The 16258-nt window shown below is 58.8% G+C and carries 10 protein-coding genes and 1 pseudogene; 7 read left to right on the top strand and 4 right to left on the bottom strand.

What is annotated here, in order from left to right:
• Positions 1–52 precede the first annotated feature (52 nt).
• Positions 53–430, top strand: a complete 378-nt coding sequence (locus tag MF6394_RS19730) for a response regulator (RefSeq protein WP_003217591.1) — start codon at positions 53–55, stop codon at positions 428–430.
• A 360-nt stretch (positions 431–790) separates the two neighbouring features.
• A complete protein-coding gene (locus MF6394_RS19725) occupies positions 791–4630 on the top strand; it encodes a hypothetical protein (protein ID WP_078467360.1) in 3840 nt (1279 codons plus the stop codon).
• 56 nt (positions 4631–4686) lie between these two features.
• Here the strand turns inward: MF6394_RS19725 and MF6394_RS19720 are convergent.
• The 4 genes and pseudogenes from MF6394_RS19720 to MF6394_RS19705 all read right to left on the bottom strand — a co-directional run bounded on the left by MF6394_RS19720 (position 4687) and on the right by MF6394_RS19705 (position 9981).
• Positions 4687–6357, bottom strand: a pseudogene (locus tag MF6394_RS19720) (ATP-binding protein).
• Positions 6357–7856: an ATPase domain-containing protein gene (locus MF6394_RS19715; protein WP_032897276.1), complete on the bottom strand. Its 1500-nt coding sequence runs from the start codon at positions 7854–7856 to the stop codon at positions 6357–6359. Before MF6394_RS19715 ends, MF6394_RS19720 begins: the two are co-directional and overlap by 1 nt.
• A gap of 102 nt (positions 7857–7958) precedes the next feature.
• The gene (locus tag MF6394_RS19710; RefSeq protein ID WP_078467359.1) at positions 7959–9017 is read right to left on the bottom strand and encodes a tetratricopeptide repeat protein; all 1059 of its coding nucleotides are present in this window, start codon (positions 9015–9017) and stop codon (positions 7959–7961) included.
• A 70-nt stretch (positions 9018–9087) separates the two neighbouring features.
• Positions 9088–9981 (bottom strand): bestrophin family protein, encoded by an 894-nt coding sequence (locus tag MF6394_RS19705; protein WP_078467358.1) that lies wholly within the window; start codon positions 9979–9981, stop codon positions 9088–9090.
• Between the two features lie 376 nt (positions 9982–10357).
• Between MF6394_RS19705 and MF6394_RS19700 the strand changes: the two genes are divergently transcribed.
• The 5 genes from MF6394_RS19700 to MF6394_RS19680 are packed head-to-tail and all read left to right on the top strand — an operon-like array spanning position 10358 to position 15915.
• Entirely contained in the window at positions 10358–12007 is a 1650-nt protein-coding gene (locus MF6394_RS19700) for an AMP-binding protein (RefSeq protein ID WP_078467357.1), read from the top strand.
• Between the two features lie 21 nt (positions 12008–12028).
• Positions 12029–12796 (top strand): SDR family NAD(P)-dependent oxidoreductase, encoded by a 768-nt coding sequence (locus tag MF6394_RS19695; protein WP_078467356.1) that lies wholly within the window; start codon positions 12029–12031, stop codon positions 12794–12796.
• Positions 12797–12808: 12 nt separating this feature from the next.
• Positions 12809–13993, top strand: coding sequence for an acetyl-CoA C-acyltransferase (locus MF6394_RS19690; protein ID WP_047710882.1), 1185 nt, complete (start codon positions 12809–12811; stop codon positions 13991–13993).
• 9 nt (positions 13994–14002) lie between these two features.
• Positions 14003–15130, top strand: coding sequence for an acyl-CoA dehydrogenase (locus MF6394_RS19685; RefSeq protein WP_078467355.1), 1128 nt, complete (start codon positions 14003–14005; stop codon positions 15128–15130).
• An 11-nt stretch (positions 15131–15141) separates the two neighbouring features.
• A complete protein-coding gene (locus MF6394_RS19680; RefSeq protein WP_044273861.1) occupies positions 15142–15915 on the top strand; it encodes an enoyl-CoA hydratase in 774 nt (257 codons plus the stop codon).
• Positions 15916–16258: the final 343 nt, after the last annotated feature.

Here is a 16258-nt window from a genome sequence, read left to right as displayed (position 1 = left end):
CTGCGTGACCCCATGGTCGTAACTGCAGCAATTGACCGGACAAAGGCTTCCCATGAGTGAAGATGCACAAGATGTCGTACTGATCGTCGAGGACGACGAATCCATTATGTTTGTGCTGGGCGAGTACCTGGCAGGCTTGGGCTACCGGGTCTTGAAGGCGATCGACGGGGAGCAGGCCTTCGAAATCCTTGCGACCAAGCCGCACCTGGACTTGATGGTCACCGATTATCGCCTGCCGGGTGGGATTTCCGGCGTGCAGATTGCCGAGCCGGCAATCAAGCTGCGTCCGGAACTGAAAGTGATCTTTATCAGCGGTTACCCGCAGGAGATTCTCGACTGCAACAGCCCGATCACGCGCAATGCGCCCATCCTGGCCAAGCCGTTTGATTTGGATACGTTGCAGGAGCATATCCAGCGATTGCTTGCCTAAGTTCTCAACGTCAGCTACCGCGGGGGAAATCCTCGCGGATAAGTCCAACATCAGTCGATGGAGTAAGGGCTTCAGGTTGAGCAACTCTGCTCATCCGAGGAAAGACTGACTCAAGCAAGAAGATAGTGGCAACATTCGTATCCATCTTGGTTTTTAGACGAAGAAAGTTGTAACAATTTGGATAATGTCACGAAAGTATATTTCAGCCAGTTATGAATGCCTTTTGCCAAGGCGGTGTCGAAATATCGTTGCTTTATATGTTCTAGCTGGAACCTTCTGACAGATTCAGCCCATTAATCTCGTCGGTGTTGAGCCACATTCATCACCGACGAGATTAATTGACTTTCAGAAGGTTGACCCATGACCCTATCCAATATTTCCTCAAGCAACCGCCTGTCTGATCCGGTGACGAACTCGCGGCCGCTTTCTATCGAGGCGCCCATACAACAAGCCCAAGCCACCGGAGCAACTGGCGATAAGCGGCTGTTGGAGCTTTATGCGAGTGCTATACGCCAAGCAACGCAGACAAATACGGGCGATGAAACAATTGACGATATTCCTAATGACTCGCGGTTTGGCGCATGGTGGCAGCAACTGTACAACGTTACACATAGTCCGGCGTTCTTGGAATGGGCGAAATCGAAGAATATCGATACCTCACAAGCCATCACCGTCAACCCTCACAGTGACGTACTGACCGTTACGATCAATGGCGAACGTACTGAATTGCGCGGTTCGGAACAAGGCCCCGGCTGGCGGGAGGCTACGGGGCCGATCATGGTGGCCGTGAAAGCGTTGGGGGCTTCCATCGTTGACGCGCCAACTCGCCCACAGCAGGCGCCGTTGATTCTGATTGCTCGTTTTTACGGTGAGGTACTGCTGCCTTACAGAAAAGAAGAAGTGCTCTCCCGGGCCACGCAGCTTGAACATAACCAGGAATTCGATGTGTTGGGCGCTGATACTTATGTTGATCTTGTCGCTCAATCGCCCGAGATACTGGAACAGCAAAAGCGCGAGCTAGGCGATAGCGTCAACAAATTCGCGTTGCTTGAGAAAATGAAGAAATTTAGCCAGGCCCATCCTGAATTCCTTGCCAGGTATCTGGCCGATGCACGGGTCTCGACCCACCCAGACTCAACCTACCGACAAGAAACGCAACAAACCGACGCCAGTCTGCAAGACCTGCTTCATGCAAATGGCTGGCACGTGCCAAACAATGTGGACGAACTGAAAAATCTGATCCATGTTCTGGGCTCCCCTGCATTGCCTCAAACAACCGACGGAAACTTTGCCGGTGCATTGGCATGGCCCATGCCAATGTCCATCGAGGACCAGTCTGAACTTGTGCGCATAGTCATTGACAACCAGCCGCCATTGCCTGGTTTGAGCAGCGACGCTCGGCTTGGCAGTGCTGATGTGTTGGGGGCATTGGTAAAACAGGTCCCCCGGCCCGTACTCAATCAAGGGGATCCAGTCGCCACCGTACAATGGATCCTCAATAGCGGTCTGGGCCAAGAATTAGGCATAGAGCTGAAAAAGCGAATGGGGCAGGTGGCGCAACACTCCACACCACGGGAAGTATTGTTGACGGTGTTGGCTGTGACACTGGACTCACAAAGTCTGGTTGAGGCAAAACCCGATCACATTGCCGGGTTTAATCTCACCGCGCCTGAGTTCAATAACCAGCCCTTGTCCGTCATCAAGCAAGGGCTGATCGATCATCTGTTGCAGACAAACAAAACCACACCAGAGGCCGCTCCAATCGCGACAATGCTTCTACTGAGTCGTGCCGCTCCAGAGCTATGTGTCAAAGATATTCCCGCCGACGTGACCTACCTCTCAGCTAACTGGCTCAATCTTAAGGCTGCGGTAGGCCGGATTGAAGCAACCAGCCCGGGTGCCGCTATACGAATGAGCTTTAGCGAAATTGTTAATTTCGATGCTATTGACCCTATTACAGACCATGAACAAGAGATTCAAACGCTGACGGCCTGGCCTGGGATCCGCGAATGGGGCAAAGCGCACGGCAAGCTCTCGATAACAAAGGAGCCTACCGCTGAACAGCTGGAAGAAACCCAGAAGGCATTCCGTCAGGAGCAACAGCAGATATTGAGCGCCGCTGACGTATTGACGTCCTCACCCCCGACGCAGCGCTCTATAGCACTGGCCGAGCTCAAGGCGCACTTCGGTGAGGGCATACCGTTTGAAGAAAAAAGTATCCGCAGTCATGTTACTCAAACAGATGGCTATAGACTAACCCCATCCCTCACATTAGATCCGGAAGGTAGTTATTCACTGCTGGACCTTTTTTTGGCAAAAAAAGCAGGGTTGACGGTGGGGTGGTACTCTACCAACCCCAAGATTACTGAAACGGTCATCAACCAACTTTTAACGATGCCAGATCCAATAACAAAACACAGCCAAGCGTTCGATCAGTACGCGGAGGATTTGTCGCAGGCCTGGAGTACCGTGACCAAAAAGCTTATTTCCAACTTACCCTTGGAAGATCGGAAAAACATCGAATGGGGCGATTTGGAAATCTATGAAAAAGGTCAGACAACGCGTACGGAAACACTCGCAGGTCGTGGGGGCACTCTACACCATTCCGACGGTTTTTCGCGGCATCAGGAAGACAGGTCACTGATTATTAAAACCGTTCGTAACGGTGTCGAAACTTACTATGAGTTTGATCCTCAGCGCAAAGAGCTACGAAAACGAGACGATTGGAATAACTCCTTCCATGAGGGGCCTCAAGGTACGGAGACGGAAATCCAGTACGGCGGTCTTGGAAAAAAATTTACCGTTGATACCATTCAAAAACATCCGGCCTCTGATGACGCCGCCCATGTGCGGGGCGTCCCAGATAACGAAGATTTCCTACCGGATTCATTTTCCAGTGACCGAAGTAATTTTTTGGGTATGTGGCTCTCCAAAAACATTATAGGATCCTACGCCATGGAGGATGTGAAGGCCTCCACTCGCGAAGTAACAACGTTTGATCAAGAAAAAGAAAAACAGGAGTTTTTTCGTAACCTGGTACTGGGTTTAATACCCGGAGGGTCTGCGTTGTGGAATTTGGCACACGGGAATTACAAAGATGCAGCTGCGGATATCATTTTTGATATCGTGCTATACGCTACCACCGCAGGGCTAGGAAAGGCGGGTAGTGGAGCGGCTCGCGCGGGGTCAAGCCGCTTCGGAAAGTACCTCACCGCTGGAAAATCGACAGCCGGCGTGGGTAACTTGTTTCGGTCGACGACGAACGGGGGGGAGGGACTGCTATCCAAAAGCCGTCAGTGGTTTGGCAGGTTGACAGGGGCCTCCGACAGTGTCGATTTACTTAAGCTCTCCAATAGACACGATATTGCAATAGGCACCTATAAACCGGTCAACGGTGCGCCGATATCGAACGTCGCGGCGAAGTTCGATGAGGCGACTGGTAGATGGTTACCTTATGATGTAACCAAGAACAAAGTCTATGGCAACCCCCTGGAAAACTTCACACCTGAAACCGCCAGGTATTTTGAGGACAGCGTGGGCACTGCAGACGATGTCGCAGATGGCGTCGGCGAAGTGGTACGCCGCAGAAAAAAAACCAATCACCTGGAAAAAAGCCTGGCCAATGATAACGCATTACACTTGGGGCGCGAAATCAAGGATTTTAAGGTGCTCGGCGATGGTATTTTTTGCTATGTGGATAAATATAAAGGCGTGGAGAGACTTAATATCTGTGCCCATGGGGTCAATCCGAATTTTAAACAACTGCTCACCGATGAGCCAATGAGTATGTTTTTCAATGGTAAGAAGAACACGCCCGCTGATCTGCTGGAGCACCTTCGCGCTTCGGGCATTAGTCCTGAAAAGTTCAACAATGTACGCTTGTTGATGTGTCACTCAGCCAATGGGTCTGCCAATTCTTTTGGGAGCCATTTTGGGAAATTAATAAAGCGTGATGTCAAGGCGTTTCAAGGGCCTGTTCGTGCGTACGTCGTGCCTGAAGACGTTGGTACTTTAAAAGCCAATATAAATCTGACCAGTCCCGGGGCTTCAGCCGCTGATATTAACCAGAGGATCTACAATCAGCTTCAGCTGAATTTGTCCCTTGGTACAAGTAAAACCGGCCCTAAAGGAATTAGCGGCTCTCGGTCTGGAAAGGAAATACCCTTTTATTATCGCCCAGTAAAGTTTAAGGCAAGCTAAAAGATGATCAGCCCCTTCGTCACAGCGAGAGGGCTGTCAGTTCTGATAAAGGCCCCTTACTCCCGAATCATCTCCCGTACTGTGGCCGTTAATAAATCAAACGTAAACGGCTTGGTGATCAACTGCATCCCCGGGTCCAGGAACCCTCCACGCACCGCCGCATGCTCGGCATACCCGGTAATGAACAACACCTTGAGTTCAGGGCGAATTTGCCGGCCGATTTCCGCTAATTGCCGGCCATTCATACCGGGTAACCCGACATCGCTGATCATCAGGTCAATGCGCTGCTCGGACTCAATGATCGGCACCGCCGTGTTCGCGTCTGCGGCTTCGACGAACCCATAACCCAGCTCTTTGAGCACGGCGCTGACCAGCACCCGAACCGCGGGGTCATCCTCGACGATCAACACCGTTTCCCCTGCATTGGCAAACGGCAGCAATGTCGGGTTGAGCGGCTCCTGGGCTTGGGGCTCGCCGATAAAACGCGGCAAGAACAAGCTGACCGTGGTGCCTTTGTTGACTTCGCTGTGGATGGTCACATGCCCACGAGACTGGCGAGCGAAGCCGTAGATCATTGACAACCCCAGCCCCGTGCCCTGGCCGATGGGCTTGGTGGTGAAAAATGGATCGAACACGCGGCCCATCAAGTGCTGCGGTATGCCGCAACCGTTGTCGCTGACACTCAGCTCTACGTAATCGCCCGGTGTCAGGGTGCCGTAGGCGGCAGTGAAGACGCTGTCGAGGTGGCGGTTGGTGGTTTCCACCGTGAGCGTGCCACCGGTGGGCATGGCGTCGCGCGCGTTGATCACCAGGTTGAGCAGGGCGCTTTCGAGCTGGTTCGGGTCGGCTTCGGCCGTCCACAAGGCGTCGCTCAAGCGCATGTCCAGGCTGATGCTTTCGTTGATGCTGCGTTGCAACAATTCGCCCATGGCCGCGACCAACTGGTTGATCTGCACGGGTTTGGAGTCCAGCGATTATCGACGGGAGAACGCCAACAGTCTGTGGGTGAGGCTGGCCGCGCGGTTGGCGGAGGTCACGCCCAGGTCGATCAGGCCGTCCAGGTCATCCAGTTTGCCTCGCGCCACACGTCGGCGCAGCAGTTCCAGGCTCCCAATAATGCCGGTGAGCATGTTGTTGAAGTCATGGGCGATACCGCCGGTCAACTGGCCAACGGCTTCCATTTTCTGCGACTGACGCAGGGCTTCTTCGTTGTGGCGCAGTTGGGCGGTGCGTTCTTCCACTTGCTGCTCGAGGGTTTCCAGGGTGCGCTGCAGCCGCAGCTCGCTCTCGCTCAAGTCAATCAAGCGGTCCCGCGCCTCGTACTGGCGCCGCCGACCGCGCAGGGCGGCGCTGACCAGGCTGATCAGGGTGATGGGATGGAATGGCCGCTCCAGAAACGTGACGTTACCCAGCAAGCCGCTCAGTCGGCTCGAACCGTTCTGCTCTTTGCCGCCATGCTGGGTCATCAGCACGATCGGCAGGTCGGACCAGGCCGGCTGCTGATGCAACAACTCAAGTAACGGCTCCAGGTCGACGCCACGCAGCGCCTCAGCCGCAATGATGAGCAGGCCGGCGCCTTGGGTCAGCTCTTCGCACAGGGCGGCCAGGCTATTGGCGACGATCCCGCTGTAGCCGGCTTCGTTTAGCATCATCAGCGCCAATGAGCCGTCGCGGCCCATGGGCGCCAGCACGATGGCGCGCTCGGAGACAGGAGAAAGGGCCGGCACTAGCCCTCATCCTTGAGCAGGGGGGAGCCGGCGCCCATATAGGTCGGAATGCCGCGCAGCACACCCTGGAAGTTATCCAGGGGCACACCCACCGTCATGCCGCGGCTGCCGATGCGGTATTCGCGGATAGTCGACTCATGTGAGCCGGTTCTCTTCTTGATGATCGAAATGGCCCGGCGAACTTTGCCCAGAGCCTCGAAATAACGCAGCAGGATCACGGTGTCAGCCAGGTAGGTGATGTCGACTGGCGTCTGCATGTCGCCGACCAGGCCGTGCTGGGCCACCGTCATGAAGGTGGCAGCCCCGCGGCGGTTGAGGTACAGCAACAGTTCATGCATATGCAGGATCAGCGCGTTCTCTTCGGGCATGGCGGCCTGGTAGCCGTTGATACTGTCGATGACCACCGTCTTGATGCCGCGCTCGTCCACGCAACGGCGCACCCGGTGCGAAAATTCGCCGGGGGAGAGTTCGGCGGCGTCGACCTGCTCGATCAGCAGGTTGCCGGTGTCTCGCAACGCGGCGAGGTCGATGCCCATGTTCTTCATACGCTCGAACAGCAGGCCCAGTTCTTCATCGAAGATAAACAGCGCAGCCTTTTCGCCACGGGCCACGGCAGCAGCGGCGAAGATCATCGAGATCAGCGACTTGCCGGTACCGGCCGGGCCGAGAATCAGGCTGCTGGAGCCGGTCTCGATTCCCCCGCCGAGCAGAGAATCCAATTCCTCGATACCGCTGCTCAAGGTTTGCCGGTTGTAACCGCCGCGATGCTCAGCCGCCACCAGGCGCGGGAATACGTGAATGCCGTCGCCCATGATGGTGAAGTCGTGAAAGCCGCCACGGTATTTCTGGCCCCGGTATTTCACCACCCGGATGCGACGACGCTCGGCACCGTAGTTGGGCGTCAGTTCCTCCAGGCGAATTACCCCGTGGGCCACGCTGTGCACGGTCTTATCCAGGGATTCGGTGGTCAGGTCGTCCAGCAGTAATACGGTGGCGTCATAGCGCACGAAGTAGTGCTTGATCGCCAGGATCTGCCGGCGATAGCGCAAGGAGCTTTGCGCCAACAGCCGGATCTCCGACAGGCTGTCTACCACCACGCGGGTCGGCTTGACCCGTTCCACCACTTCAAAGATCTGGCGGGTGGCTTCCCCCAGTTCCAGGTCGGAGGAGTACAGCAGGCTTTGCTGGTGTTCGGCGTTGAGCAAGCTTTCGGGCGGGGTCAGTTCGAAGATATGAATATGGTCATCGAGGTCCCAGCCATGGGATTTGGCGCCCTGGCGCAATTCGTGCTCGGTTTCGGACAGGGTGATATACAAGCAACGTTCGCCGTTTTGCGCGCCGGCCTGCAGAAAGTGCAGGGCCACGGTGGTTTTACCGGTGCCGGGTTCGCCCTCAAGCAAAAACACGTGGCTGCGCGATAGCCCGCCGGCAAGAATGTCATCAAGACCTTCGATGCCGGTGGCCGCCTTTTCACTCAACAGCTGATTGGATGTACTCAAGAAGTGCCCTCAGGTCACGTACAAGTAGAGGGGCGCGCCGACTCGGACGCGCCATATTCACTTGACCGTAGTGGCACGTAGCGGTTCAACGTTTTGTAAGAATTACAGGCCCTGCTGTAACGCCGGATCATCCGGGTTCTGTTGCTCCAGTTGGGCGAGCAGCACCTGGACGTTCTGCAACTGTCCGGTCTCTTTCCAGTAGTTGACCAGCAACACGCGGGCTTTGCGGTTGGCGGGATCACGCTGGACGATTTCTTCCAACTGGCGCTGGGCCGCCTCTACTTCGTCCTGGTCGTGCAGTGTCGTCGCCAGGTCGTAGCGATAATCCGGGTTGTCCGGCTCAAGCTCCACCGCCTTGGAGAGGCCGAGCAGGGCGTAGGGGCGCTCGCCATGGTGCAGCAGCCACATGCCTAATGCATGTTGCAGGTAGGCCGATTCCGGATGAGCCGCCAGTTGCCGGGCCAACAGTTGGCGCGAGTCGTCGGTCTTGCCTTGTTTGTCCAGTAGTTCGATTTGCGATACCACCGCTTGCAGGTTGTCCGGCTGCAAACGCATTGCCTGCTCCAGGGCGTTTTGCGCCTCCGGCAGCAGGGCACTGTGGATGTACAGGCGCGCCAATTGAATCCAGCCTTCAGCGGTTTCGGGTTGGGCCTTGAGGGTTTTCACGAATTCGTCGAGCACCTGCTGCAGCGGGCCAAAGTACAGGCCCAGGGTGGCGGGAGACAGGCCGAGCAAGGCGTTGGCGGCGGCAAAGCGCACCGACTGTTCGGGATCATCCAGCACCGGGCCGAGCAGCAGGGTGCGTTGGCCGGTGGGCACCAGGCCGACGATGCTGTGAATCGCGGCTTCGCGCACCAGCGCCGATTCATTGGCCAGGTCTTTATCGGCCAGCTTCAGCGCCTGGGGGCTGGGGTAATTGGGTAACTCAGCATGCAAGGCGGCGCGGCGTTCGGGCGACAGGTCCGGCCGGCCCAACTGTTGGTACAGCACGCGCGCGGCGCCGGGCTCGCCGTTATGCGCTTGCTTCAAGGCCTTGGAATAACCATGGGCGATGGCCGGGGGTACGGCCACTGTCGGGGTGCGGGAGAAAAACCAGATGATCAGTACGATCAGCAACAGGGCGCACAGGCCGATGATGGAGTAACGGCGTGACTTTGACATGCAGGCGTCCGAAAGCTTGGGCAGCAAAGTTCCAAGCTTCGGTCAGTGCGAGGCGAGTGTCAAACCCGCGTCAGGTCAGCACGTAGTCCGCTGGTTCCAACGCAGGCGGCAGGTTGACTTCACCCAGGGCTGCGAGAATCTCACGCTCCAATGTCCGCAGGATGGCGTCACACGGCAAGTCGTTTTCGTCGAAGCCGAAAGGGTCCTCCAATTCGTCGCCAATCGCATCCAGGCCAAAGAAGGTGTAGCTGACAATCGCAGTGAACACCGGCGTCAACCAGCCCAGTGGCTCGGCCATGGCGAACGGCAGCAGGATGCAGAACAGGTAGATGGTGCGGTGCAACAGCAGGGTGTAGGGGAAGGGCAGTGGCGTGGTCTTGATCCGCTCACACGCCGCCTGCACCTGGCTCAGGCTGACCAACCGGATTTCCAGCTGGGTGTAGCGCCATTCGCTGATCACACCCTGTTGGGCCAGGACCGAAAAGCGCGCACCGACCGTTTGCAGCACGCTGTCCGACAGGTTGGGGTGGCCCGCTGGCACGCTGATCCAAGGGTGTATCGCCCGGGCTTGATCTTCATGACGCAAATGCGCGACCAAACCATGGGCAAAACCGCATAGGCCGCGCAGCAGGCCAGCACGCTCGGCGGTGTCCCCCAGCACCTGGGTCTCGCGAATCAGCGAACGCACGTCAATGACCATTTGCCCCAGTTGCTTACGCCCCTCCCACCAACGGTCGTAGCAGGCGTTGTTGCGAAAACTCATGAAGATCGACAGCGACAGGCCCAGCAAGGTGAAGGGCGTAGCGTTGACCTTGGAAAAATAGGCGGGGTGCAGGGTTTCCACCAGCACGATGACCGAGGCCAACAGCGTGACCAGCAGGCTGCGCCAGGCAATGCGCTTGGCAATGGAGCCTTTGAGGGAGAACAGGATACCCAGGACGTTGGGTTTGGGGCGAACGATCATGGCGGGCTTCTGTGGCGGCGCAGATCATCAGGGTAGAAGCTGGCACCCGGAGCGTCCAATCACTTGGATCGACCGCCTGATCAGTCGACTCAATGACTGACGTGGGAGCCGGCAGTACATAACCCTGTGGGAGCGGGCTTGCTCGCGAAGGCGGTGGGTCAGTCAGCCTCGATGTTTGCTGGGCCGACGCCTTCGCGAGCAAGCCCGCTCCCACAGAAAAGCGAACCCCCCCCGCGTTTTACTATGGACTGGCCAAACCAGTCAGCCAAGTTGAAAGCTTTGACCATTGCCGCTGCGCCGCTCTGGAGCGACTATTTCAGCGGTTTTATCGAGTTGAAAATGTCCTGAAAATAAAAACACAGAAGGATAGAAAGCGATGCGTGAGTATTTGGCTGCCACCACCGAGTTTGATTACCAGCACACCGTCGACGCCGCACTGGCCGGCAATCTGCAAGCGCTCAATGCCTGTGTGGAGTGTTGTGACCGTCACGCGCTGCCGGGGCGTATCGCGTTGTTCTGGGAAGGCAAGGACGGGCGTAGCGCCACCTCGACCTTCACCGAACTGCAGGAGCAGGCCGCGCGTTTTGCCAACTTCCTGCTGGCCAGGGGCGTCAAGCGCGGTGACAAGGTGGCGGGCCTGCTGCCGCGTACCGCCGAATTGCTGGTGGTGGTGTTAGCAACCTGGCGCATCGGCGCGGTCTATCAGCCACTGTTTACCGCGTTCGGTCCCAAGGCGATTGAACACCGCTTGAACAGTTCCGGCGCAGCGCTGGTGGTCACCGATGCAGTGAACCGCCCCAAGTTGGCTGAGGTCGCCGACTGCCCGACCATCGTCACGGTGGCCGGGGCCAAGGGTGAAGGCATCGTACGTGGCGATTACAGCTTCTGGGCCGAACTGCCCCATTACTCTTCTCACTGCGAGCCGGTGCTACTGGGCGCAGAGGAGCCGTTCTTGCTGATGTTCACCTCGGGCACCACCGGCCCGTCCAAGGCGCTGTCGGTGCCGCTCAAGGCCATCGTCGCGTTCCAGGGCTATATGCGCGACGCCGTGGACTTGCGCCCCGAAGACGCGTTCTGGAACGTCGCTGACCCTGGCTGGGCCTATGGCATCTATTTCGGCGTGACCGGGCCGTTGTCCATGGGGCACCCGATCACCTTCTACGATGGCCCGTTCACCCTGGAAAGCACCTGCCGGGTGATCAATAAATACGCAATCACCAACCTGACCGGTTCGCCCACGGCGTATCGCCTGCTGATTGCCGGTGGCGAACAGTTCGCGCGTTCGATCAAGGGCAAGCTGCGCATCGTCAGCAGCGCTGGCGAGCCGTTGAACCCGGAGGTGATTCGCTGGTTCGCCGACAACCTGGGCGTGACCATCCACGACCATTACGGCCAGACCGAACTGGGTATGGTGCTGTGCAACCACCACGGCCTGGCGCATCCGGTGCACGTGGGTTCGGCGGGTTTTGCCTCGCCAGGGCATCGCATCGTGGTGCTGGATGACGACCATCAAGAGCTGCCGGCCGGCCAGCCCGGCATCCTGGCCATCGACCGCGAGCAATCGCCCATGTGCTGGTTCGCCGGATACGACGGCGTGAAAACCAAGGCGTTCGTTGGCAAGTACTACCTCAGCGGCGACACCGTGGAGCTGAACCCGGACGGCAGCATCAGCTTTGTCGGGCGCAGTGACGACGTGATCACTACATCCGGCTATCGCGTGGGCCCCTTCGATGTGGAAAGTGCGTTGGTGGAGCACCCGGCGGTGGTCGAGGCGGCGGTGGTCGGCAAGCCTTGCCCGGAGCGCACCGAGCTGGTCAAAGCCTTTGTGGTGATCAGCGAGCAATACCGCGCCACCCCCGAGCTGGCCGAAGAGCTGCGCCTGCATGTGCGCCAGCGCCTGGCCGCCCATGCGTACCCACGGGAAATCGAATTTGTCAGCGACTTGCCCAAGACCCCGAGCGGCAAGCTGCAACGCTTTATTTTGCGCAATCAGGAAATAGCCAAGGCCCAGGCGGCAGTGGCGTGATCTCTTTAAAAGGAAACAACGATGCAGATTGAAAAAAAGGTATTCCTGGTCAGCGGCGGCGCGTCGGGCCTCGGCGCGGCCACCGCTGAAATGCTGATCGCTGCGGGTGCCAAGGTGATGCTGGTGGACTTGAACGCTGACGCTGTGGCCGCCAAGGCCCAGCAACTGGGCGACAATGCCCGCAGTGCCGTGGCGGACATCAGCCAGGAAGCCGCTGCAGAAGCGGCGGTGAAGGCAGCGGTCGAAGCCTTTGGTGGCTTGCATGGCCTGGTCAACTGCGCGGGTGTGGTGCGCGGCGAGAAGATCCTCGGCAAGAATGGCCCGCACGGCCTGGCAAACTTCGCCCAGGTGATCAACGTCAATCTGATCGGCAGCTTCAACCTGCTGCGTCTGGCCGCTGCGGCGATCGCTGAAACCGAGGCGAATGCCGACGGCGAGCGTGGCGTGATCATCAATACCGCCTCGGTGGCGGCGTTCGATGGGCAGATAGGCCAGGCTGCGTATGCCGCCTCCAAGGGTGCGATTGCCAGCCTCACCTTGCCTGCCGCACGGGAACTGGCGCGCTTTGGTATCCGCGTGATGACCATCGCACCGGGCATTTTCGAAACCCCAATGATGGCCGGCATGACCCCAGAGGTGCGTGAGTCCCTGGCTGCCGGCGTGCCGTTCCCGCCGCGCCTGGGCAAACCCGCCGAATATGCCGCGCTGGTACGCCACATCATTGAAAACAGCATGCTCAATGGCGAAGTGATCCGTCTCGACGGTGCCTTGCGCATGGCCGCCAAATAAGGAGCAATGACTATGAACGACCCTATTGTGATTGTCAGCGCTGTGCGCACGCCCATGGGCGGGTTTCAGGGCGACCTCAAAAGCCTGACCGCGCCGCAACTGGGCGCTGCCGCCATTCGTGCGGCGGTCGAGCGCGCCGGTATCGCCACCGATGCCGTCGACGAAGTGCTGTTTGGCTGCGTGCTGCCCGCCGGGCTTGGGCAAGCGCCTGCTCGCCAGGCCGCCCTGGGTGCCGGGTTGGACAAGGGCACGCGCTGCACCACCCTCAACAAGATGTGCGGCTCCGGCATGGAAGCGACGATTCTGGCCCACGATTCGCTGCGCGCTGGCAGCGTTGATGTGGTGATCGCGGGGGGCATGGAAAGCATGTCCAACGCACCGTACCTGTTGGACCGCGCGCGCAGCGGCTACCGCATGGGCCACGGCAAGGTGCTTGATCATATGTTCCTCGACGGCCTCGAAGACGCCTACGACAAGGGGCGCCTGATGGGCACCTTTGCCGAGGACTGCGCCGAGCACAATGGTTTTACCCGTGAGGCCCAGGACGCGTTTGCCATCGCCTCCCTGACCCGCGCGCAGGAGGCCATCACCCACGGCAGCTTTGCCAGCGAAATCGTCCCGGTGCAGGTCACCGTGGGCAAGGAGCAAAAAACCATCCTCCATGATGAACAACCGCCGAAAGCCAAGCTGGACAAGATCGCCAGCCTTAAACCGGCGTTCCGTGACGGCGGTACAGTGACAGCAGCCAACTCCAGCTCGATCTCCGATGGCGCGGCGGCGTTGTTGCTAATGCGTGAGTCCGAGGCGCTCAAGCGTGGCCTCAAGCCCTTGGCGGTGATCCATGGGCACGCCGCGTTTGCCGATGAGCCTGGGCTGTTTCCGGTGGCGCCGGTGGGGGCGATCCGTAAGCTGATGAGCAAGACCGGCTGGAGCCTCGACGAGGTGGACCTGTTCGAAATCAACGAAGCCTTCGCCGTGGTCAGCCTGGTGACCATGAGCAAGCTGGAGATTCCCCACGACAAGGTCAACGTGCATGGCGGCGCCTGCGCACTGGGCCACCCCATTGGCGCCTCTGGCGCACGTATCCTGGTGACATTGCTCGCGGCCCTGCGCCAGAAGGGGCTCAAGCGTGGCGTCGCAGCCATTTGCATTGGCGGCGGTGAAGCCACGGCCATGGCCGTTGAATGCCTGTATTGAGGATGACCTATGTTGCCCAATGACGAACAATTGCAGATCAGCGACGCCGCCCGGCCATTTGCCCAGGAACGTTTGAAACCCTTCGCCGCCGAGTGGGACCGCGAGCATCGCTTTCCCAAGGAGGCCATCGCGGAAATGGCCGAACTGGGCTTTTTCGGCATGCTGGTGCCAGAGCAGTGGGGCGGTTGCGACACCGGCTACCTGGCCTACGCCATGGCCCTGGAAGAAATCGCCGCGGGCGACGGTGCGTGCTCCACGATCATGAGCGTGCACAACTCGGTGGGTTGCGTGCCGATACTCAAGTTTGGCAATGACCAGCAGAAAGAGCAGTTCCTCACGCCCTTGGCCAGCGGCGCTATGCTGGGTGCTTTTGCGCTGACCGAACCCCAGGCCGGTTCCGATGCCAGCAGCCTGAAAACCCGTGCACGCCTTGAAGGCGACCACTATGTACTCAACGGCTGCAAACAGTTCATCACCTCCGGGCAAAACGCCGGGATTGTGATTGTGTTTGCAGTCACCGACCCTACTGCGGGCAAGCGTGGGATCAGCGCGTTTATCGTGCCCACCAATTCGCCCGGTTACACCGTGGCGCGGGTGGAAGACAAGCTGGGGCAACATGCTTCGGACACTTGCCAGATCCTGTTTGAAGACGTGAAAGTGCCGGTGGCCAACCGCCTGGGCGAGGAGGGCGAAGGTTATAAAATTGCCCTGGCCAACCTGGAAGGTGGCCGCGTGGGCATCGCGTCCCAGTCGGTGGGCATGGCCCGCGCCGCCTTCGAAGCGGCCCGGGACTATGCCCGTGAACGTGAAAGCTTTGGCAAGCCGCTGATCGAACACCAAGCCGTCGCCTTTCGCCTGGCCGACATGGCCACCCAGATCGCCGTCGCCCGGCAGATGGTGCATTACGCCGCTGCCCTGCGTGACAGCGGCAAACCAGCGCTGGTGGAGGCGTCCATGGCCAAGCTGTTTGCCTCGGAAATGGCCGAGAAAGTCTGCTCGGCCGCCTTGCAAACCTTGGGCGGTTACGGTTACCTGAACGACTTCCCCCTGGAGCGGATCTACCGTGATGTGCGGGTCTGCCAGATTTACGAAGGCACCAGCGATATTCAACGCATGGTCATCTCACGCAATCTTTAAGGAGCCGAGACATGAGTTACGAAACCATCCTGCTTGACGTTCAGGGCCGTGTCGGGCTGATCACGCTTAACCGCCCCAGCGCACTGAACGCCTTGAATGCACAACTGGTCAGCGAGCTGAACCAGGCGCTGGACAGCCTGGAAGCCAACCCGGAAATTGGCTGCATCGTGCTGACTGGCTCGAAAAAAGCCTTCGCGGCCGGTGCCGACATCAAGGAAATGGCCGAGCTGACCTACCCGCAGATCTATATGGACGACCTGTTCAGCGACAGCGACCGCGTGGCCAACCGCCGCAAACCGATCATTGCCGCCGTGAATGGTTTCGCCCTGGGCGGCGGCTGTGAACTGGCCTTGATGTGCGACTTTATCCTTGCCGGCGACACCGCCAAGTTTGGCCAGCCGGAAATCAACCTGGGCGTGCTGCCGGGCATGGGCGGCACCCAGCGCCTGACCCGTGCGGTGGGCAAGGCCAAGGCCATGGAGATGTGCCTGACCGGGCGTTTTATCGACGCGGTGGAGGCCGAGCGCTGCGGGGTTGTGGCGCGCATTGTGCCCGCCGATGAACTGCTGGAGGAAGCGCTGAAGGTGGCTACCCTGATCGCCGGTAAATCTGTGCCGATCAGCATGATGGTCAAGGAAAGCGTGAACCGTGCGTTTGAAGTCAGCCTGTCTGAAGGCGTGCGTTTTGAGCGTCGGGTGTTTCATGCGGCGTTTGCGACCCAGGACCAGAAGGAAGGCATGGCCGCGTTTGTGGCCAAGCGGGCGCCGGAATTTAAGGATAAGTAACCTGGTGGGGGGGTGGCCTGCCAGCCGACACCTACCTACCTGACACCCCAACGATCCAACTGTGGGAGCTGGCTTGCCTGCGATGACGGCCTGCCAGCCGACACCTATCTACCTGATACCCCCGCAATCCAACTGTGGGAGCGGGCTTGCTCGCGAAGGCGGCCTGACAGTCAACACAGTTGGATGGTGTACATATCCATTGCTGCGGTCACGGCCACTTAGGGTTCCGCCCTGACGGCGGCTCACTTTTGAGAAGCGCAAAAGTAAGCAAAACGCTCTTGCCCCACCACTCGGCACCTCGCCTAGGCTCGGTGTGCCCGTAATCCGCCAGTGATTTGGGGGG

Origin of the sequence: Pseudomonas sp. MF6394, from assembly GCF_002018845.1 — a bacterium.
Classification (GTDB): domain Bacteria; phylum Pseudomonadota; class Gammaproteobacteria; order Pseudomonadales; family Pseudomonadaceae; genus Aquipseudomonas; species Aquipseudomonas lactis.
The sequence above is the reverse complement of the archived record's forward strand: the minus strand, read 5'-3'. Positions and strand labels throughout refer to the sequence as shown.

Excerpts from the sequence above, each read along its gene's own strand:
- MF6394_RS19730 (WP_003217591.1), top strand. The coding sequence starts at position 53 with ATGAGTGAAGATGCACAAGATGTCGTACTGATCGTCGAGGACGACGAA.
- MF6394_RS19685 (WP_078467355.1), top strand. The coding sequence starts at position 14,003 with ATGTTGCCCAATGACGAACAATTGCAGATCAGCGACGCCGCCCGGCCA.
- MF6394_RS19680 (WP_044273861.1), top strand. The coding sequence starts at position 15,142 with ATGAGTTACGAAACCATCCTGCTTGACGTTCAGGGCCGTGTCGGGCTG.
- MF6394_RS19695 (WP_078467356.1), top strand. The coding sequence starts at position 12,029 with ATGCAGATTGAAAAAAAGGTATTCCTGGTCAGCGGCGGCGCGTCGGGC.
- MF6394_RS19710 (WP_078467359.1), bottom strand. The coding sequence starts at position 9,017 with ATGTCAAAGTCACGCCGTTACTCCATCATCGGCCTGTGCGCCCTGTTG.
- MF6394_RS19690 (WP_047710882.1), top strand. The coding sequence starts at position 12,809 with ATGAACGACCCTATTGTGATTGTCAGCGCTGTGCGCACGCCCATGGGC.
- MF6394_RS19705 (WP_078467358.1), bottom strand. The coding sequence starts at position 9,981 with ATGATCGTTCGCCCCAAACCCAACGTCCTGGGTATCCTGTTCTCCCTC.
- MF6394_RS19725 (WP_078467360.1), top strand. The coding sequence starts at position 791 with ATGACCCTATCCAATATTTCCTCAAGCAACCGCCTGTCTGATCCGGTG.
- MF6394_RS19700 (WP_078467357.1), top strand. The coding sequence starts at position 10,358 with ATGCGTGAGTATTTGGCTGCCACCACCGAGTTTGATTACCAGCACACC.